13 protein-coding genes are annotated in these 19,002 nt (G+C 60.2%); 7 read left to right on the forward strand and 6 right to left on the reverse strand.

Annotated features, from left to right (window positions below; translation table 11 throughout):
- A partial coding sequence (locus tag FEM54_RS35060) for a hypothetical protein (protein ID WP_171045799.1) occupies positions 1–136 on the reverse strand: 136 nt, incomplete at its 3' end.
- A 234-nt stretch (positions 137–370) separates the two neighbouring features.
- Between FEM54_RS35060 and FEM54_RS05130 the strand changes: the two genes are divergently transcribed.
- Positions 371–1,996 (forward strand): methyl-accepting chemotaxis protein, encoded by a 1,626-nt coding sequence (locus FEM54_RS05130; RefSeq protein ID WP_138449788.1) that lies wholly within the window; start codon positions 371–373, stop codon positions 1,994–1,996.
- 35 nt (positions 1,997–2,031) lie between these two features.
- Here FEM54_RS05130 and FEM54_RS05135 read toward each other — a convergent pair whose 3' ends face one another.
- Positions 2,032–3,147: a Gfo/Idh/MocA family protein gene (locus FEM54_RS05135; protein WP_138449790.1), complete on the reverse strand. Its 1,116-nt coding sequence runs from the start codon at positions 3,145–3,147 to the stop codon at positions 2,032–2,034.
- Between the two features lie 300 nt (positions 3,148–3,447).
- Here FEM54_RS05135 and FEM54_RS05140 point away from each other — a divergent pair, with 300 nt between their 5' ends.
- Both FEM54_RS05140 and FEM54_RS05145 read left to right on the forward strand, forming a co-directional pair.
- Entirely contained in the window at positions 3,448–4,485 is a 1,038-nt protein-coding gene (locus FEM54_RS05140; RefSeq protein WP_171045800.1) for a WD40/YVTN/BNR-like repeat-containing protein, read from the forward strand.
- Between the two features lie 15 nt (positions 4,486–4,500).
- Positions 4,501–6,876 carry an efflux RND transporter permease subunit gene (locus tag FEM54_RS05145; RefSeq protein ID WP_138449794.1) on the forward strand — a complete coding sequence of 792 codons (2,376 nt, stop codon included), beginning with the start codon at positions 4,501–4,503 and terminating at the stop codon, positions 6,874–6,876.
- A 102-nt stretch (positions 6,877–6,978) separates the two neighbouring features.
- On the opposite strand, the gene FEM54_RS05150 is transcribed toward FEM54_RS05145, so the two are convergent.
- Positions 6,979–9,945 carry a dermonecrotic toxin domain-containing protein gene (locus tag FEM54_RS05150; RefSeq protein WP_138449796.1) on the reverse strand — a complete coding sequence of 989 codons (2,967 nt, stop codon included), beginning with the start codon at positions 9,943–9,945 and terminating at the stop codon, positions 6,979–6,981.
- 186 nt (positions 9,946–10,131) lie between these two features.
- On the opposite strand from FEM54_RS05150, the gene FEM54_RS05155 reads away from it, so the two are divergent.
- The 3 genes from FEM54_RS05155 to FEM54_RS05165 all read left to right on the forward strand — a co-directional run bounded on the left by FEM54_RS05155 (position 10,132) and on the right by FEM54_RS05165 (position 11,926).
- Positions 10,132–10,428 (forward strand): DUF5629 family protein, encoded by a 297-nt coding sequence (locus tag FEM54_RS05155; RefSeq protein WP_138449798.1) that lies wholly within the window; start codon positions 10,132–10,134, stop codon positions 10,426–10,428.
- Positions 10,415–11,590, forward strand: a complete 1,176-nt coding sequence (locus FEM54_RS05160; RefSeq protein ID WP_138449799.1) for a lactonase family protein — start codon at positions 10,415–10,417, stop codon at positions 11,588–11,590. The genes FEM54_RS05155 and FEM54_RS05160 overlap by 14 nt, the downstream gene beginning before the upstream one ends.
- A 156-nt stretch (positions 11,591–11,746) precedes the next feature.
- The gene (locus FEM54_RS05165) at positions 11,747–11,926 is read left to right on the forward strand and encodes a hypothetical protein (RefSeq protein ID WP_017138150.1); all 180 of its coding nucleotides are present in this window, start codon (positions 11,747–11,749) and stop codon (positions 11,924–11,926) included.
- A gap of 126 nt (positions 11,927–12,052) precedes the next feature.
- On the opposite strand, the gene FEM54_RS05170 is transcribed toward FEM54_RS05165, so the two are convergent.
- The 3 genes from FEM54_RS05170 to FEM54_RS05180 are packed head-to-tail and all read right to left on the reverse strand — an operon-like array spanning position 12,053 to position 17,519.
- Positions 12,053–12,646 (reverse strand): glutathione S-transferase, encoded by a 594-nt coding sequence (locus FEM54_RS05170; RefSeq protein WP_138449801.1) that lies wholly within the window; start codon positions 12,644–12,646, stop codon positions 12,053–12,055.
- Positions 12,643–16,281 carry an AAA family ATPase gene (locus FEM54_RS05175; protein ID WP_138449803.1) on the reverse strand — a complete coding sequence of 1,213 codons (3,639 nt, stop codon included), beginning with the start codon at positions 16,279–16,281 and terminating at the stop codon, positions 12,643–12,645. The genes FEM54_RS05170 and FEM54_RS05175 overlap by 4 nt, the downstream gene beginning before the upstream one ends.
- A complete protein-coding gene (locus FEM54_RS05180; RefSeq protein ID WP_138449805.1) occupies positions 16,278–17,519 on the reverse strand; it encodes an exonuclease SbcCD subunit D C-terminal domain-containing protein in 1,242 nt (413 codons plus the stop codon). The genes FEM54_RS05175 and FEM54_RS05180 overlap by 4 nt, the downstream gene beginning before the upstream one ends.
- Before the next feature lie 561 nt (positions 17,520–18,080).
- On the opposite strand from FEM54_RS05180, the gene FEM54_RS33850 reads away from it, so the two are divergent.
- A complete protein-coding gene (locus tag FEM54_RS33850; protein ID WP_017138154.1) occupies positions 18,081–18,710 on the forward strand; it encodes a hypothetical protein in 630 nt (209 codons plus the stop codon).
- The last annotated feature ends 292 nt before the right edge of the window (positions 18,711–19,002 follow it).

Consider the following 19,002-nt stretch of genomic DNA (forward strand, 5'->3'; position numbering starts at 1 on the left):
GCGTAATGATGCCGACGAAGCTGGCCAGCACATGTTGCAGCGCGGCAAAAATCGCCGCGGTGAAGTGCGGGCGGTCTTCCAGGCCGTAGATCAGGTCGGATTTATAGCGGGGGCGGGGAGCTTGAGCGTCAGACAAAGTGCAGGCTCGGGTCAGAAAATGGAGGCGCAGGATGCCAGAAAGTGTCGGCTGTCAGAAGTGTGAAAAAATATTTCGAAATGTGCCGATTAATTTCTCAAGCCTGCCGATAGCCTGAATAGGCCCACACACCAATTAAAACAGTGGCGCCTGACGGTCCGAGACGCGCGTTGCCGCTAACGGATTGTGTCGCGGCAGGGATGCGCGCCAACACTACTTCTTGAGAGCACCGCTATGTCCCTTCGTAATCTGAATATTGCACCTCGCGCTTTTCTCGGTTTTGCGTTCATTGCATTGCTCGTTGTGATTCTTGGCGTGTTTGCGGTCAACCGCATGGGTACGATCCGCCAGGCCTCAGTGGATATGGGGACCAACCAGTTACCCAGCGTGAAGTTCCTCGGCAACATGACCGAGAACGTACTGCGCTTGCGCATTCTCTCGTTCCGCATCTTGATCAACCGCGAGCCGGCCGCGCTCGAAGAGGCCAAAACCCGCGTGGCCGTGCTGGTCGACAAGGTCAAGCAGGCCCAGAGCGCCTATGCCGTTTTGCCGGCGGGTGCTGATGAGGCTGCTTTATACAAGTCTTTCACCGCCACGCTCGACAGCTATCTGGCCGCCCAGGCTGAAATGATGTCGTTGTCCCAGCAGAATAAAGTCGAGGACATGCGCACCCTCATCAATACGCGCATCAAGGACGGCACCGACCTGATGGGCGAGCAACTGAACAAACTGATCGCCATCAACAGTGCCGATGCCGACACGGCCGGCCGGGAAGCTGAAGGCAGCTACCAGCAGGCGGTGACGGGCATCGTCATTGTGGCCGTCGCGGCGGCGCTCATGACGGTACTGCTCGCCTGGCTGCTGACCCGCAGCATCGTCACGCCGCTGCGCAAAGCGTTGGAAGTGGCCGAAACCATTGCCGGTGGCAACCTCACCAAAGTTATCGAAGATGCCGGCAAGGACGAGCCTGCGCGCCTGCTGGGCGCCTTGTCGGCGATGCAAACCAACCTGCGCCAGACTATCCAGCATATCGCCGGCTCGGCCACGCAACTGGCGTCTGCCGCCGAAGAGCTCAGTGCGGTCACCGAAGAAGCCTCCAAAGGCCTGCAACAGCAAAACAACGAAATCGACCAGGCCGCCACGGCCGTCAACGAGATGACCGCCGCCGTCGAAGAAGTGGCGCGCAATGCGGTGTCCACCTCCGAAGCTTCCAGCCAGTCCAACCAGGCGGCGCGGGAAGGGCGTGACCGCGTGGTGGAAACCGTCGGTGCAATCCAGACCATGACCCAGGACGTGCAAAACACTGCGTTGATGATTGAAGGCCTGGCAACCCAGGGCCGTGATATCGGCAAGGTGCTCGACGTGATCCGCGCGATTGCCGAACAGACCAACCTGCTGGCGCTTAACGCAGCGATTGAAGCCGCGCGCGCCGGTGAAGCCGGGCGTGGGTTTGCGGTGGTGGCCGACGAAGTCCGCGCCTTGGCGCACCGCACGGCGCAATCGACTCAGGAAATTGAAAAGATGGTCGCCGGCATCCAGAGCGGTACCGGTGAAGCCGTGCAATCAATGCAACAGAGCAACCAACGCACCCAGACCACCCTGGAGCTGGCCCGCGCGGCCGGTGTGGCCCTGGAGCAGATCACCCAGTCGATCAGCTTGATCAACGAGCGCAACCTGGTCATCGCCAGCGCCTCGGAAGAGCAGGCCCAAGTGTCCCGTGAAGTGGGTCGCAACCTCGTCAACATCCGCGACTTGGCGACTCAGTCGGCGGCGGGTGCCAACCAGACCAGCGCGGCCAGCCATGAACTGTCGCGCCTGGCGGTGGATCTGAATGGGATGGTCGCGCGGTTCGTTATCTGAATTGAGCACACGGGGGAGCACGCCGCTCCCCTTGATCAGACCTCACCTACGTCGACCCAGCGCTCCTCACGGGCGGCCAGGCGAATCGCCGTTGCCAGCTGCTCGACCGCCCAGGCGGCTTCAAAGTCAGTGCCCGCTGCACCTTGCCCCGCCAACGCCATGACCAGCTCCTGCACTTCCAGGGTCTTCAATTCGTTGTAACCCAGTTGATGCCCGGCAGCCGGGCTGAATGCGGCATAGCCGGTCAGGGCGGGCCCGGCGAGCACACGCTGGAAACCGTCCTGGCCGGCGCGGCATACGCGCAGTTCATTCAAGCGTTCCTGATCGAACGCCAACGTGCCGCGAGTGCCGCTGATTTCAAAACTCAGGTGGTTCTTGTAGCCCTGCTTGAGCCAACTGCTGCTAACGGTGCCACGGGCGCCATTGGCGAAACGCAGCAGTGCATGCACTTGGTCATCCACTGCAATGGGTTTGAGCGCGTTGCTGCCTTTGACGGCAGGGCGTTGGGCATGCACGGTGTGTGTGTCGGCACACACGCTCACCACGTCGCCCACCAGATAGCGCGCCATCGACAGCAGATGGCTGCCCAGATCCGCCAGCGCGCCACCGGCATGTTCCACTTCACAGCGCCATGACCACGGCGAGGCCGGGTCGGCCATGAAGTCTTCGCTGAACTCGCCCTGGAAGCTGATGATCTCGCCCAGTTCGCCGTCGACAATCATCTGCCTGGCCAGGCCAATCATCGGGTTGTGCTGGTAGTTGTAACCGACCCGGGTGACCACGCCGGCAGCACTTGCGGCACGGCGCATGGCGTCGGCCTGTTCCAGGCTGACCGCCAGGGGTTTTTCGCAATACACCGCCTTGCCCGCCGCAATGGCCGCCATGGCCATGGGGTAGTGCAAGTGATTGGGCGTGGTGATGGCCACCACATCGACATTAGGGTCGTTGACCAGCGCCTGCCAGTCACCGTGGGCCTGGGCAAAGCCCCAGGCCGTGGCGCAACGTTGGGCGCGTTCGGTGTCGGCATCGGCCAGCGCCGCCAGCTTGAGGTGTACCGGCAGTTCGAATACCGCGCGGGCATTGTTGAACGCCAGCGCATGGGCGCGCCCCATAAAGCCTGTGCCGATCAAGCCGATTCCGAGTTCACGCATCGCCGTGGTCCTTTGGATTATTGTTGTCAGGAAGGCTATTAATGGAATAAAAATTCACATAATTCAATAGATGGAATAAAAATTCATTAATCAGCCTGGGTAATGCAGGCATATTCAGGCCAGCGCCAAAACCCGTCAGTTAACAAAAGATAACGTAGCGCCGATTGTCAGACGATTCCAAAGCCCGATAGGATGGCCCCTGCTTCCTCCAGGCGCTCTAGATTGCAGGTTTCAGAGCCCGGGAAGGCGAGACCACCTAACAATAATAAATGGGGAGAAAGGTCTATGAGTGAGCCTGTCATGGGTTGGGCTGTTTGCCGCCCGCGCGCCGCACGCAGGGTTGCGATGCTGGCCACAGCGCTCTCGCTGCTTGGGGCGTTGTCGACACCCGCGCTGGCAACCGGCGACACCAGCAGCGCACAGCCGGTATTTGCAATTGAGTCTCCCAAGGCCGCCAAAGGCCTGATGATCGATGTCGTGCATGCCGGCAAGCGCCTGGTGGCGGTCGGCGATCGCGGGCACATCCTTTATTCCGATGACCAGGGCAACACCTGGACCCAAGCCAAAGTGCCGACCCGGCAACTGCTCACGGCGGTGTATTTCGTTGACGACAAACACGGTTGGGCGGTGGGCCATGACGCGCAGATCCTGGCCAGCACCGACGGTGGCGCCACCTGGGCTCAGCAATACCAGGACCTCAAGCGCGAAGCGCCATTGCTCGACGTGTGGTTCAAGGATGCCGAGCATGGCCTGGCCGTGGGCGCCTACGGTGCGCTGATCGAAACCACCGACGGCGGCAAAACCTGGGACGACGTGAGTGATCGCCTCGACAACGAAGACCAGTTCCACCTCAATGCCATCGCCGCTATCAAGGGTGCCGGGCTGTTTATCGTCGGCGAGCAGGGCAGCATGTTCCGCTCCAGCGACGACGGCCAGACCTGGGAAAAACTCGAAGGCCCCTATGAGGGCTCGCTGTTCGGAGTGATCGGCACCGCCCAGCCGCAGACCCTGTTGGCGTATGGCCTGCGCGGCAATCTCTACCGCTCCACCGATTTTGGCAGCACGTGGGAGCCAGTGGCGTTGAATGCGGCGCGTGGTGCCCTGGAGTTTGGCTTGTCGGGGGCGACGTTGCTCGATGACGGCGCCATCGTGGTGGTCGGCAACGGCGGCAGCGTGGTGATCAGCCACGACGACGGCCAGACCTTCAGCGTATTCAACCGCCCGGACCGCATTTCGCTCTCCTCGGTCACGGCGGCGGGCAATGGCAACTTGATTCTGGCGGGGCAGGGCGGCGTTCGTGTTGCCAAGCCAACCGGCGCTGAACTCGAAAAACAATAAGAAGGCGGGGAAAGAATGAGCAGTCATCACAACGATAAAGCGACCTTTCTTGAGCGCCTGATCTTCAACAACCGCCCGGCAGTGATCGTTATCTGCCTGCTGGTGAGTATTTTCCTGTTCTGGCAGGCGACCTTGATCCGCCCGTCCACCAGCTTTGAAAAGATGATCCCCCTCAAGCACCCCTTCATCGAAAAGATGATGGAGCACCGTAACGACCTGGCGAACCTGGGCAACACGGTGCGCATCTCGGTGGAGGCCAAGGATGGCGACATCTTCTCGAAGGAGTACATGGAGACGCTGAGGCAGATCAACGACGAGGTGTTCTACATCTCCGGCGTTGACCGCTCGGGCCTCAAGTCGCTGTGGAGCCCCAGCGTGCGCTGGACCGAAGTCACCGAAGAGGGTTTTGCCGGCGGTGAAGTAATCCCGCAAAGCTACAACGGCTCGCCGCAAAGCCTCGACCAACTGCGCAACAACGTGCTCAAGTCCGGCCAGGTCGGGCGTCTGGTGGCCAACGATTTCAAGTCGAGTATCGTCGATATTCCTTTGCTGGAGTCCTACCCGGACCCGCAGGACCAAGGCAAGTTGCTGGCCCTGGACTACCGCAAGTTCTCCCATGAACTCGAAGACAAGATCCGCGACAAGTTCGAAGCCCAGAACCCCAACGTCAAGATCCATATCGTCGGTTTCGCCAAGAAGGTCGGTGACCTGATCGACGGCCTGGTAATGGTGGTGATGTTCTTCGGCATCGCGTTTGTGATCACCTTGATCCTGTTGCTGTGGTTCACCAACTGCCTGCGCAGTACTGTCGCGGTGTTGAGTACCACGCTGGTGGCGGTTATCTGGCAATTGGGGCTGATGCACTTTTTCGGCTTCGGCCTGGATCCCTATTCGATGCTGGTGCCGTTCCTGATCTTTGCCATCGGTATTTCCCATGGCGTGCAGAAGATCAACGGCATCGCCCTGCAATCCAGCGAGGCAGATAACGCCCTGACCGCGGCACGGCGCACGTTCCGGCAACTGTTCCTGCCCGGCATGATTGCGATCCTCGCCGACGCCGTGGGCTTTATCACGCTGCTGATCATCGACATCGGCGTGATCCGTGAACTGGCCATCGGCGCGTCCATCGGCGTGGCGGTGATCGTATTCACCAACCTGATCCTGCTGCCGGTGGCGATCTCCTATGTCGGCATCAGCAAGCGCGCGATCGCCAAGAGCAAGAAGGACGCGCACCGCGAACACCCGTTCTGGCGCCTGCTGTCCAAATTCGCCAGCGCGAAAGTCGCGCCAGTCTCGATCCTGCTCGCGCTGGTCGCCTTCGGCGGCGGCCTCTGGTACAGCCAGAACCTCAAGATCGGCGACCTCGACCAGGGCGCGCCGGAACTGCGCCCGGACTCGCGCTACAACAAAGACAACAACTTTATCATCAGTAACTACTCCACCAGCTCCGATGTGCTGGTGGTGATGGTCAAGACCAAGGCCGAAGGCTGCTCGCGTTATGAAGCCATGGCGCCCATCGACCAGTTGATGTGGAAGATGCAGAACACCGAGGGCGTCCAGTCGGCGATCTCGCTGGTGACCGTGTCCAAGCAGATGATCAAGGGCATGAACGAGGGCAACCTCAAATGGGAAACCCTGTCGCGTAACCCCGACGTACTGAACAACTCCATTGCCCGCGCCGACGGCCTGTACAACAACAATTGCTCACTGGCGCCGGTGCTGGTGTTCCTCAACGACCACAAGGCCGAAACCCTCGACCGCGCCGTGCATGCGGTGCAGGACTTCGCCAGGGAAAACAACAAGGACGGCCTGGAATTTATCCTCGCCGCCGGTAACGCCGGGATCGAAGCTGCCACTAACGAGGTGATCAAGGAGTCGGAGCTGACCATCCTGATTCTGGTGTACCTGTGCGTGGCCACCATGTGCATGATCACCTTCCGCTCCTGGGCGGCGACCCTGTGCATCGTGTTGCCGCTGGTGCTGACCTCAGTGCTGGGCAATGCCCTGATGGCGTTCATGGGCATCGGGGTCAAGGTCGCAACCTTGCCGGTGGTGGCGCTGGGCGTGGGGATTGGCGTGGACTACGGCATTTACATCTACAGCCGCCTGGAAAGCTTCCTGCGCGCCGGCCTGCCGTTGCAAGAGGCCTACTACCAGACGCTCAAGTCCACCGGTAAAGCCGTGCTGTTCACCGGCCTGTGCCTGGCCATCGGTGTGTGCACCTGGATCTTCTCGGCTATCAAGTTCCAGGCCGACATGGGCCTGATGCTGACCTTCATGCTGCTCTGGAACATGTTCGGTGCGCTGTGGCTGTTGCCGGCACTGGCGCGGTTCCTGATCAAACCCGAGAGGCTGGCGGGGCAGAAGGGCAATTCATTGTTTGCGCACTGAGCATGCTTGACCACAGGCAATTTGGAAACAAACGCCCGACCTGACCCGTCGGGCGTTTTACTGTGTGCCCACCGATGGCGAAGCCGTGCCTTGTTTTGCACGCTACAGGCCTGCCACGGCTGGCGGGATTTGGGCTCTGCGGGTGCGTTCGGTGGCCAGGCGCTTGAGCACGCTACCGCCTTTTACGCGTAGGCTCATATCGAACGACCAATTGCCTTGCTCGTCGACTTTTACGCGAGGTCCGCGGGTGCCTGAACTGGCGCGAACGATCGCCACACGCTCGTCGTCGAGCATGATGACCTTGAAAAGAATCCCATAGACGTTCAAGTGCCAGGCGTTGTCGATCCGGTAGAGCCCTCGGTACGGGCCGTCAGACGAAGCTTCAGGCAGCGCTTCAAAACAGGCAAAGCCGAAAAAGCTGGTGACGTTCGCCCAATGCCCGTACGGCATTCTGTTTTGGAAAAAGGTGTATCCAAATTCCAGTGCTGAATCGAGCTTTTTGTTGGCTCCGTAGTAGTAGCCAATGACGTTTTCCGTCAGTACCACGTTGCTGGAGAGCTGCCGTCCCTCTTGGGATTGACGCGGCGCGGGCGGGCGTAACGCCTGGTCTTTGAGCGTGGCGTCCACAGGCTCGGTGGTCGAGGCAACCGGCATGCTTTCAGCGAGCAGGATAGCCAGGTTGAGTGTCATGTCGGCTATGGCCACTTCGCGTGTGATGGGGTCATTGCTATTGAGTGCAGGCAGATCAGGCGTTAATTGATTCACCAGTGTGCCTAGCCAGGCGGTCAGCAAAACCGGTGCTCGCTGTTGCGGCTGCAGTAACGCATCAAACGGGCCGCCGCCCATTTCCAGCAATGCTGCCCAGCGTTTTGTTTTATTCAGCGGCGCGCCATCACCTCCCACATTGGTCAGCGCCTCTACGATGTAGAAGTAGAGGAAGGACTGGGCGCTGGAGAAGTTCATGCTTGTCAGCGATTTGTCGACCTCGCGTTGATCGGCCAGTTGTGCCGTGGGTAGGGGTGAATCGGGTACAGACTCGGCATTCAGGCCAACATCCAGGGGATGGGGTGCCAGGAGGCCACCGTTGTCATAGACAGCCCGGGCTTCATCGGACATCCAGCCCAGCACACTGTCGTGCAGTTCTCCTGGCTGCGAGATAGCATTCAGCAGCGCGTCGCGTGTGGCGAACTCACATAAGGCGTGTGCATAAAAGGGGCGGTAAAGCAGATGGGGGCCTTTGCTCTTGTCCTGCGCTTCGATGATGAACATAGCGCTGACGACGTCAGGTTCCGCTTGCGCTGCGCGCAACAGTGCCAACGGTTGAATGATCACCGATGGGGTGTCGACGAAGCCTTTGCTGCCAATGGAGGCTTCGTTGGCGTTGTGCTGCAGCAGCGTGGCAACGTATCCGGCGGCCAGTGCGCTGACACTGCTCGGTTGTTTCAGATGCAACTCCAGCGCCTGCAACGGTAGTTGATAACATAGCTGGGCGACGAGCTGGCGCTTGCGCGCGAAAGACTCTGGCGTGTGATTCAATAACTGTGTTTCGAGGTAGTCGGAATAAGCCTTGCCGATGTCGAGTCTCTCAATTAGCCCGCCGTTGCGGGTGATGAAGTCCGCCGTCAACCATCCAGGCAGGGTCAGGCCGTCACGGTGCGCCAGGGTAAAGGCGCCAGCAGGGCGGCCTTTCAGGCAGGTGATCACCAGGTCTGTCAGGCTCATCGACTCAGTGGAAATGCCCTGTGCGGTGTCTTCAGCGTCAGCAGCAGGGGTCACCGTGACAAGCACTTTGTCGGGCGCATAGGTCTCGGGTAGCGCAGCCTCTTCGTCGCTCGCGGGCAGGCTTTGCTGCTCGGCGTCGAGCGCCTTTGACAAGGCGGCGGTGGTGAAGGCGTTGATGTCCGTAATGCCGCTGAGAAAGGTATGGCCCCTGCTGAGCCGCTTACTGTTCGCCAACCCCAAACTGTAGCGGGAGTAGTTTTTTTTGGGGATGTGCGAGGCGTTTTGGAGCCAGTCTGGCAGTTGCGGGCTCAGCACGTTCTGAAACTGTGCCTGGACTTGGGTCGTGTTGGCAAAGCAGGGCGTCGGGTCACTGAGTTCATGGTAAAGCGCTTGCAGCTTAGCCTTCCCGAAGGAGCAGGGCAGTTTCACGGCTTCAATGTTGAGTAATTGTTGATTCAGGATCAGTTCGGCTTGATGCCCGAACGCATCGCCATAAACCTCGTAACGTTTGCAGCTCAGCGAATCGACGCTGTATTGAGCGGTGAGGGCGCTGCCCCAATGCTGGTTAAAGGCATCCATTGAGCTAAATGTTTCGATTTTTCCACCCGGATGGCATAACAGAACGACCGTATGCGTATTGACGGTACGCTCCAGCAACAGCTCGGGGGCGAATAAAACCGAGTTGCCGCTGGCGCTGTTCAGGTAGGTTTCCAGTTCGTAGACAAGGGTGTTGCTGTCGTTATTTTGCTGACGCGGATAACTGTCAGGGAAGTCAATGACCTGTTGTACCGTTTCGCGCTCAATATCGCTCAAGCCTGGCTGGGTCAGCACTGAAATCTGCAGCGCTTGCACCAAACTCTCACTGAGTAAACTCCAACGGCTGGGTAGCTCGCCGGCCGGGTTCCAATAGGCCGTCAAGGCATCTTGCAGGCCGATCGGCAGCGACCAGGCCAGTTCGCCAATCAGTGCCTCGACCTGCATCATGTCCAGCGCGTCACCGGCGGGGGTGGTGATGGGCGTGGGTGCCTGCTCAGTGAGGAAAAAGGCGTGCGAGCCTACCGCACTAAAGTCCAAGGCGGCCCCATCGGCCAGATAGTCCAGCGCTTTTGTCGTGAGTCGCTCGAAGGTATAGCGCCCATCGGCCTGGGGCGTCGCCAGTTGGGTGCGGGAAAGGTCCAGCGCCATGCCCGGGTATTTTTGCGTAAGGGTTGTCGCCAACATTTGCTCTACGACGGCTTCAAGCCTGGGGCGGTCTGCGAACTGCGCGCTGACGGTAGCGCCCATGCTTGGGCATTGCGCGAGCATCACATCGCTGGCAGGCGGCTCGTTGATGGACGGTGGTAGCATTTTTTGAGGTCTCCACGATTGGTTAATCGAACATCACAGGTGTCATGGCGAGTTAACGTCGATCTCGTGGTAAAGGAGCGGTATCTGGGTACTGCATGGTGCGCGTTGGTGTGTTTGAGGCAGGGTTTTAGGCTGATGCAGTAATTTGCCCTATCATGAGCGCTTTCCCCTTGATGATTGATGTCTATGACTGCCGACACCGCTACCTTGCTGCATGCTTTTGAAGACTGCCAGATGGTTGAAATCGATGGGCTGCACACCTTTGATTTCAGCCTGGATGACCAGAAACTGTTGATCATTTGCATGGACGATCGCGCCGAAAAGCGCTGGAGCTTCAGCCTGGAGCAAGTCAAAGCAGCAGTGTTTGATCCCACCTTGCAAAGCTGGACCCTTACCGGTGACTCGGGCGAGCATCGCCTGGTCTGCATGAACGGCGTCACCGGCAACAATAACGACGAGGACGAAGCGGATGATGATGCGTAAATTCTGGCCCCTGTTGATGGCGGGCAGTGTCGGTGCGATGTCAGTGCAAGCCGCGCCGGCCGACACCTATGAACTGTTGGTCGGCAGCTACACCGCCGGCACCAGCGAAGGTATTTACCGCCTGCAATTTGACAGCCGCACCGGCCAATTCAGCGGCAAACCCGTGCTGGCGGCCAAAGCGGCCAACCCCTCGTGGCTGACGATTTCCAAAGACCGCAAGCACCTGTTTGTGGTCAACGAGAACGGCCCAGGGCAAAAAGATCCGGTCGGCCGCATCAGCAGCTACAGCATCGACCCGCAGAATCATCAGCTCAGCCTGATCAACCAGGTGCAGAGCCTGGGCAACGAACCGACCCATTCCAGCCTGGCCGCTGATGGCCGTTACCTGTTCGTCGCCAACTATTCGGTGCTGGAAGACCCGGGCGGCAGCCTGGCCGTGCTGCCGGTTGACGCCAACGGCAAGCTGTCGGCGCCGGTGCAGTTGAGCGGGCACCCGGCCAGCCGCGTGAACCCGGAGCGTCAGGCCTCCAACCACGTCCACTCGGTAGTGTCGTCGCCGGATGGCAAGTATGTGTTTGTACAGGACCTTGGCGCCGACAAGGTGTTTGCCTACCACTACGATCCCAAGGCCAACCACGAACTGCCCTTGACCCCGGCCGACCCCGCCTTTGTGCAATTGCCACCGGGCAGCGGCCCGCGTCACCTGTTGTTCAGCGCCGATGGCAAGCATGCCTGGCTGACCACTGAAATGAGCGCTCAGGTGGCTGTGTTCGATTACAACGACGGCAAGCTCAGCCAGACCCAGTTGGTCGATTTTGCCGCCGGGCAGCCGGTTTCCGACAAGGCCGGTGCGGCCGTACACGCCTCAAGCGACGGCAAATTCCTGTACGTGAGCAACCGTGGCACGGCCAACCAGGTGCTGGTGTTCAGCATCGACCCGGCCACCGCGCACCTCAAGGAACTGCAGCGCCGTTCGGTAGAAGGTGACCACCCGCGCGAGTTCAGCCTGGACCCGAGCGGCAAGTTTTTGCTGATCGCCAACCAGAAAAGCAATGAAATCGTGGTGGTCGAACGCGACCCCAAGACCGGCCTGCTGGGTAAAACCGTGCAGAAACAGTCGATCGATGCGCCCAGCGACCTCAAGTTCCTGGTGCGTCAATAAGCCACAGGCCCCGCAGTGCGGGGCCTGACCCTTTGTATTAATTCTATTAATAGCGGCTACTGTTTCAAAGCATTTCTAAGGTTTAACCCTCGGGCGTAAGTTTGGTTCCAAGGCCTTCCCTGGCCACCTAACCAAACGAACACAAGGGTTACCGCCATGAACTTGAACCTCTTCTCCATCATCGCTGCTTCCGCTGTTTCCGCCACCGTGGCATTGCCTGCTGCCGCCAGCGTGGAAGTCACCGGCAAAAAATCCACCACCACCGCCTACACCCAGAAATACCTGCAACAAAGCGCCAACTTCTATGCCGCACTGGATCACAAAGCCCAGCACTGAGCTTGAGCCAAGCGACGGTCAAATGTGGGAGCTGGCTTGCCTGCGATGAAATCGATGCGGTGGATCAGTTACACCGAGTCGTCGGCATCGCAGGCAAGCCAGCTCCCACATTTGATTGTGTGGACCTCAGGGTTTTGCCATGACCGCCACAAACAGCGGCGATTCCAGAAAGCGCTGTAGCCAGGTCTGTAACCGGTGATACGGGGTACAAGCAAACCACTCGCGGTCGACATGCGCAAACTGGCGCACAAACGGCGCCAGTGCCATATCGGCCAGGCTCAAATGTTCGGCCAGCAAGTAATCATTCCTCGCCAGCAACGCTTCCAGCTTCTGCAAAAACACCTCGCCCTCGGCCCGATAATGTTCCATCGGCTGCTCGGGGTAGCGCTCGGCGTACTTGTATCGATTCAAATGATGTTTGAACACCTGGTCGTTCTCAGCGATCAGTTCCTGAACCCTCGGGTCGCCCTGTAGCAACCAATCATCAGGATCGTGCTGCGCCAGCGCCCAATGCATGATGTCCAGGCTTTCCTCGATCACCTGGCCGCCCACGCAAAGCACCGGCACCGTGCCCTTGGGCGACAGTGCCAGCATCTCGGCCGGCTTGGCCTTGAGGCTCACTTCGATGATCTGCACGGGCAGGCCCGAATAGCGCACGGCCAGGCGCGCCCGCATCGCGTACGGGCAGCGCCGAAACGAATACAGCAGCGCCTCGCTCACTTGACCTCCAGCGTGCTCAAACCATTGCCCTGGCGCTTGACCTGGATCTGCACCGGGATGCGCTCATGCATTTCCTGTACGTGGGAGATCACTGCCACCTTGCGGCCCTGGGCTTGCAAGCCGTCCAGCGCGTCCATCGCCAATTGCAGCGATTCGGGGTCCAGGCTGCCAAAACCTTCGTCGATAAACAGCGACTCGATCTTCAAGGTGCTGGACGCCATCGACGCCAGCCCCAACGCCAACGCCAGCGACACCAGGAACGTCTCGCCACCCGACAGCGAATGCACCGAGCGCAATTCGTCGCCCATCTCGGTGTCCATCACCAACAGCCCCAACATGCTGCCGCCGCGCTTGAGGCGATAGCGGCGCACCAGTTGGCGCAACTGCACGTTGGCGTGGTGTACCAGCAAGTCGAGGTTGTAGGCCTGGGCGATCTTGCGGAACGTGTCGCCGGTGGCCGAGCCGATCAGCGCATTCAGGCGTGCCCAGCGCTGCCACTCGTCATAAGCCTTGGCGATATGCTCGCCCAGGACATGGTTGGCGTCCTGGCGACGTTGGTCTTCGGACTGACGCGCACGCAATTCGGCGCAGCGGCTGTCGCCCTCGGCCAATTGCTGATTAAGCGCGGCGAGACTGCTGTCCAGCTGTTCGGCGTCCAGGTTGCCATTGTGCAAGGCCTGGTGTTCGGCCAGGCGCTGTTCGCGCTCCTGCAACAACACCTTGGCTTGCTCGACGGCTTTTTCGCTGTGCTGCAACTGCTGGCGCAAGGCGCTGACTTGGCTGTCATCAAAGGCCAGCAAACGCGTAAGACCGTCGTTATCCAGTTGCGGGTGCAGCGCGCGCCATTCGCCCAGGCGCGCATCGAGGGTCTGCTGCTCGGCGGTCAGCGCCTGTACGCGTTCCTGCTGGGCCTTGAGGTCGGCAGCCAATTGGATCAGGGCATCGCGCAGCTCTTGCAGCTGTTGGTTGGCGTCTGTCTCGCTTCGGCGAGCTTGCGCCACGGCCTCATCCAGCCGGTGTTGCCACTGTTGGGCACTGGTGTGCTCGCCGAGCAAGGCGGTGAGTATTGCCTGGGCGGCCTGTTGCTGGGTGGTCAGCTCGGTGACTTGCTGTTGCAAGGCTTCCACCTGCTGCTGGCGATGCTGCTGATGGGTCTGCTCTTTTTCGATGGCCTGCTGGCGTTCTTGCTGTTCAGCCAACTCATCACGCTGATGGCCCAGCTGTTCCAGGCGCTGGCTGACGTGCTGGTCCAGCTGCATAAAGGTCGCTGCCGGTTCACGGCGCAAACCGTCGAGGGTGTCGGCCGGTAGCAGGCCGGCGAAGGCCTGCAGTTCTTCGTCCAGGCGCTCACGGTCATTGGACAGTTCGCGTTGCTGGTCCACCAGCAGCTGGCGGGCTTGCTGGCTGGCGTCCTGGGCCGCTTGCAGTTGTTGCTGCAAGCGCCCGGCATTTTGTTGCAGGTTGAGCAGGGCGCCTTGGCGTTGCTCATCCTGAGTGATGCTTTGCGTGAGTTGCGCCAACTGCTGGGCCAGCCAGGCGCTGCGCTGGGTGGCGTCCTGATTAAACAGCGAGGCCGACAATGGATGTGCTTGCAAGCTGGGGGCCAGGCCCTGTTGTTGTGTCGCCAACAGCTCTTGCTGTTGCAGGAACTCCTTTTGCTGGGCGATCAAGCCGCCCACTTCGCCACGCAGCTCGGTGAGTTTTTCCTTCAGCGTATCGACGGCCTTCTGCGCCGTGGCTTCTTCGTTTTCATCATGGCGGCCAAGGCTTTGCAGCAAGGCTTCGGGCTGATGGTACGGATGCTCATGGCTGCCGCACACAGGGCACGGCTGGTCGTCCTGCAACTGCTCGCGCAACTCTTCGACACTGGCACTGCGCGCCAACCGCTGGCGTTCCAGCAGTTGCTTGGTCACCGGCAGGGTTTGCTCGGCCACCGTGAGTTCGGCCTTGGTTTGCAGGCCGGTCTGGTTCAACTGTTCGCGCTGTTGCTGGGCGTCTGCGAGTTTTTGCGTCAGCGCGGCGCTCTGTATATCCAGCTGCTGCTGGCTGTCCCACAAGCGCGTAAGGTCTTCGAAGGCGCGTTGCTGCTTGCGATTGTCCTGCAGCAGGCTTGCGAGCAATTGGACCTGCTCGGCGACGGCGTGCGGTTCGGCGCCGGCTTCCTGGTACAGCAGGTCCAACGCCTCGCGCTGCTGGGTGAACTTTTCGGCAGCGGTGGCGGCTTTGTGTTCAAGCTGCGGCAGTTCGGCCTGGCCCTTGTTCAGGCGGTTGCCGATCAGCATCAGCTGTTGCAGGCGGTCGCGATAGGCGGTCCAAGCGTCGCTCAGCGGTGCAAAGGCAGCGCTGCGCTCAAGCTCAGCGGCCAGGCGTTGCAGGCGCCCGGCAACCTGGGCCTGTTTCTCCAGCAAGCCATTGAGCAACGACTGCCCTTCGGCGCAGGCGGTTTCCTGTTGTTGCTTGTCGTCACTGCGTTTGGCCAGGTCTTTGCTCAGATGGGCGAGGGTGCTCTGCTGTTCGAACGCCTGGCGCAGCAAGGGCACGGCGTCGGCCTGGTGTTTCAAGGCGTCAGCCAAGGCGACCTGGGCGGCGGCCTGCTGTTGTTGCGCCTGCTCCTGGCGTGCTTGCAGCGCGGTTTGCTGCTCGATGTGCTGTTGAATCTGCGCCGCCAGCGGGGTGAGCAGGGTGTCGAGTTCAGCCAGTCGCGCGAACTGATGGCGTTGTGGCGCTAACTGCTCCAGGCGGCTCAGGTCCTGACGCTGTTGGCCTTGGCTGTCCCAGAGCTGTTGGGCTTGCTGCAATTGTTCGGTGGCACTGAGCTGGCGCTCCTGCCACTCACGTAGCTCCTTGAGCCAGGTGTGTTGCAGCTCCAACTGCTTGAGTTGCGCCTGCTGGGTCTTGAGGTGCTGCTGCGCCTCGGCCAACTGCTGGTCAAGTTCGGCGCGGGCCTCAGGCGCCAGCGGCACCAGGCCGGTGGCCTGGTCTTGCAGCTGTTTATGCGCGTCCCGGGCATCCTTGGCCTTGTCGAAGGCGCGGCGGCCGAGCTGGGTGTACAGCGCGGTGTCGGTGAGCTTTTCCAGCAGTTCGCTGCGCTCATTGTCGTTGGCCTTGAGGAACGCGCTGAACTCACTTTGCGCCAGCAATACGGCACGGGTGAATTGCTCGAAATTCAAGCCCAGGGCCAGTTCCAGCTGGGTCTTGTATTCGGTTTTCTGGCTGGCCAGCAGTTGGTCGCTGTCCAGGTCGGTCAGGCTTTGGCGGCTGTTCTGCAACTTGCCACTGGCCTTGTCGCGGGCGCGGTTGGCTTCCCAGCGGGCGCGGTAACGGCGGCCGTTGACGCCGACAAAATCCACCTCGGCGTACCCGCCGCCGGTGCCGCGGCGAATCAGCGTGCGTGGGTCGCCGATGGAGATATCGCTGTCGGCATCCGGCATTTTGGCCTGGCCGGTATCGCCCAAACGTGGCACGGCGCCAAACAGTGCCAGGCACAAGGCATCGAGCAGGGTACTTTTACCCGCGCCGGTTGGGCCGGTAATCGCGAACAACCCGGCGCTGGCCAGGGGCTCGGCAGTAAAGTCGATCTCGAACGGGCCAGCCAGGGAGGCGAGGTTTTTCAGGCGGATGGCGAGGATCTTCATGGCTGTTCGCCCTCCTGTTGCACTTCCTGAAGCAGCACGGCGAAATCCTTCATGGTCTGTTCATCCACCTCACTGCCGTAGTTGTCGTGCCAGGCGCGGCTGAACAGTTCCTGGGGCGTGAGCTGGTCAAGTTCGACCAGACCGGCTTCGTCCGTGTCGTCGCTGCCGCGTTTGCCTGCGTATTCGGCGGCGATGCGCACCAGGCGCACGGCCTTGCCTTGCAGGGCAGTCTCGATTTGCTGGCGCAGGTCCGGCTGCGGCTCGTCGAGGCGCACGCGTACCTCCAGCCAGGGGTGGCGCTGGGTTTCGGCGAGCAGGTCGATGTCGGGCAGGTCGGCGAGCTGTGCGAGGATATCCGCCAGCGGCGCAGCGTCCAGGCGTTGCAGGTTGACCGAGCGTGGGATCAGGCGTGGCTCGACGCCCACCAGGCGTTGGCCCTGGAAGGTCACATCGAGAATCTGGTGCTTGTAGCCGATTTCGGAAAACGACAAGGGAATGGGCGAGCCGCTGTAGCGAATGCGCTCTTCGCCGTTGACCTGCTGCGGCTTGTGCAAATGGCCCAGCGCCACATAACTCACACTGGCATCGAACAGGCTGGCAGGCAGTGCTTCGGCATTACCAATGATCAGGCTGCGTTCGGAGTCTTCCGACACCGAACCACCGGCCATGTGCGCATGGCTGATGGCAATCAGCGCCTGGCCTTTCTTGCGTTTGGCATTGGCGGCGGCGATCAGCCATTCATGCACCTGGCCAATGCCCCGCAGATAGTCGTCGCCCAAGTGCGCACCCGTGACTTCCGCCGGGCGCAAAAACGGCAGCGCCAGGCACCAGGCGGCGATCTTGCCTTTGGCGTCGGGCAGCGGGATCAGCAGGCGCTCGGCGTCCAATTGGCCGTCGTCCAGCCACAGCACGCGGCCCAATGCATGGGTGCGCAAACGGCGCATCAACGGCGCGGGCAGCTCGATCCGCGAGCCGGAATCGTGGTTGCCGGCGATCATCACAATGGTCAGCTTGGGGTTTTGTTCGTGGGCGCTGATGATGAAGTCGTACAGGCGCTCCTGTGCCTTGAGCGGCGGGTTGACCGTGTCGAAGATATCGCCGGCGATCAGCAGCGCATCCGGCTGCTCGGCTTTTAATTGGCCCAGCAGCCAGTCGAGAAAACAGGCGTGTTCGAAGTCGCGTTCCTGGCCGTGCAGGTTTTGGCCAAGGTGCCAGTCGGAGGTGTGGAACAGACGCAAGGCGAACTCCGTTAAATACAAGAGGTGAATGGCCGCCGTGAACAGAGAAGGGCGGTGAAAAAGAAGGGAGTTTACCTGTAAAAACCGCTGGTATGCGGGCTTGTCGGGGGGAGACCGGGGAATCTACGCAACACCACAGTGGAAACATTTGCCGACGAATGCAGCCCCATTCGGTGATCCCTGTAAGGGAACCAGAGTTCTGACCTGCGTTAATTAAGAATGACCTCCCGAATTCTGCGAGGCATCTTTTTCCTTTTGGAGTCACTACACAATGTCTCTGGGTAATATTGATCAGCACGAACATGAACGACGGGGCTTTAGCGCAGGGGAACTCTTTCCAATCTATGTGCCAACGCCTGTGCGCGGCCCCATCGACCCGCTGCGCGGCGAGAAAAATCAGCATGTTGTCCCGAGGGAAAATCTCCAGGCCCCCTGGGCGATACTCGATCCGCTGAGCAAATCATTAATGACAACCCCATACTCAAATGGCTGGACAGCCAACGAGGAATACGTCGTGACTGGGTCGGTAAAGTGAACGGCGAAATAGTGGTGAGACAACCCGTGCGTGAAAATAATATTTACTTTGAAATGGCCTATAGGCAATTGGGCGATTGGACCTCCAGTAACCCTTACCCCCAGTCTAGAGCGGATGCGGCCTACAACGCGGCCAGAGTACTTAACTGGATTGATGCGTCTCTGAGTGCGGCAGGCAAAACTCGCGGTGAGGATGCAAACAACGGTGTACTCGAAGGGTTCACCGGCAGCGGCTATGCGGTGGCCGAAACACCGGCAAGCATGTGGCAAGCCTTCACCCAGGAGGGGTATGGCGCTCTCAGCGATAAGCAATGGCTGGCTTCCCGCGAAGATGCGCCGCATAAGGTCGGCCCACAGCCGTTCTGGAGCAACGAATACTTATTGCGGCACATCGCCTATCACTTGCGCGAGTTTGCCGCCGGTAAAAACGACCGTTTTGTGAATATTCATGAGTTGAAAGAAGCCGCCGGCATGGTGCCCAGCACCCGGACTTTTTCGGCACAGGCACAAGAGAGCGCTTTGGAACTTCTGGCCCGCCCGGAGTTGCTGCTGGCGCTGGATATCGGGATTGGCGACGATGGGCCAGGTAAGCAGGACGGCCGGTTCGATATTGAAAACATCGCCTATGTCTACAAGCGCAGTCGCGCAAAGACCTGACGTTCACGCGTAGACGCTGACCAGTGGGAGCAGGCAAGCCTGCGATGGCCATAGGTATCTACACAACCGGTTAACGCGAAGCCTGCGGCCAGTGGGCTATTGTGGCGAGCAGGCTTGCCCTGCGTTGGGCTGCGAAGCAGCCCCAAACCCAGACACTGAGTTCTTTCAGGAAAATTGCAGTGCCTTTACTGGGGCCGCTTCGCAGCCCAACGCAGGACAAGCCTGCTCGCCACAGGAGAAATCGGCTGCCTTCAGAAGTTGTGTAGAGACCTATGGCCATCGCAGGCTTGCC

This window comes from Pseudomonas edaphica, from assembly GCF_005863185.1.
Lineage (GTDB): Bacteria > Pseudomonadota > Gammaproteobacteria > Pseudomonadales > Pseudomonadaceae > Aquipseudomonas > Aquipseudomonas edaphica.

What these genes read in the sequence shown, in the direction of transcription:
- FEM54_RS05140 (WP_171045800.1), top strand. Translation starts at nt 3,448, where the DNA reads ATGGGTTGGGCTGTTTGCCGCCCGCGCGCCGCACGCAGGGTTGCGATG.
- FEM54_RS05175 (WP_138449803.1), bottom strand. Translation starts at nt 16,281, where the DNA reads ATGAAGATCCTCGCCATCCGCCTGAAAAACCTCGCCTCCCTGGCTGGC.
- FEM54_RS05165 (WP_017138150.1), top strand. Translation starts at nt 11,747, where the DNA reads ATGAACTTGAACCTCTTCTCCATCATCGCTGCTTCCGCTGTTTCCGCC.
- FEM54_RS05135 (WP_138449790.1), bottom strand. Translation starts at nt 3,147, where the DNA reads ATGCGTGAACTCGGAATCGGCTTGATCGGCACAGGCTTTATGGGGCGC.
- FEM54_RS05130 (WP_138449788.1), top strand. Translation starts at nt 371, where the DNA reads ATGTCCCTTCGTAATCTGAATATTGCACCTCGCGCTTTTCTCGGTTTT.
- FEM54_RS05160 (WP_138449799.1), top strand. Translation starts at nt 10,415, where the DNA reads ATGATGATGCGTAAATTCTGGCCCCTGTTGATGGCGGGCAGTGTCGGT.
- FEM54_RS05150 (WP_138449796.1), bottom strand. Translation starts at nt 9,945, where the DNA reads ATGCTACCACCGTCCATCAACGAGCCGCCTGCCAGCGATGTGATGCTC.
- FEM54_RS05155 (WP_138449798.1), top strand. Translation starts at nt 10,132, where the DNA reads ATGACTGCCGACACCGCTACCTTGCTGCATGCTTTTGAAGACTGCCAG.
- FEM54_RS05145 (WP_138449794.1), top strand. Translation starts at nt 4,501, where the DNA reads ATGAGCAGTCATCACAACGATAAAGCGACCTTTCTTGAGCGCCTGATC.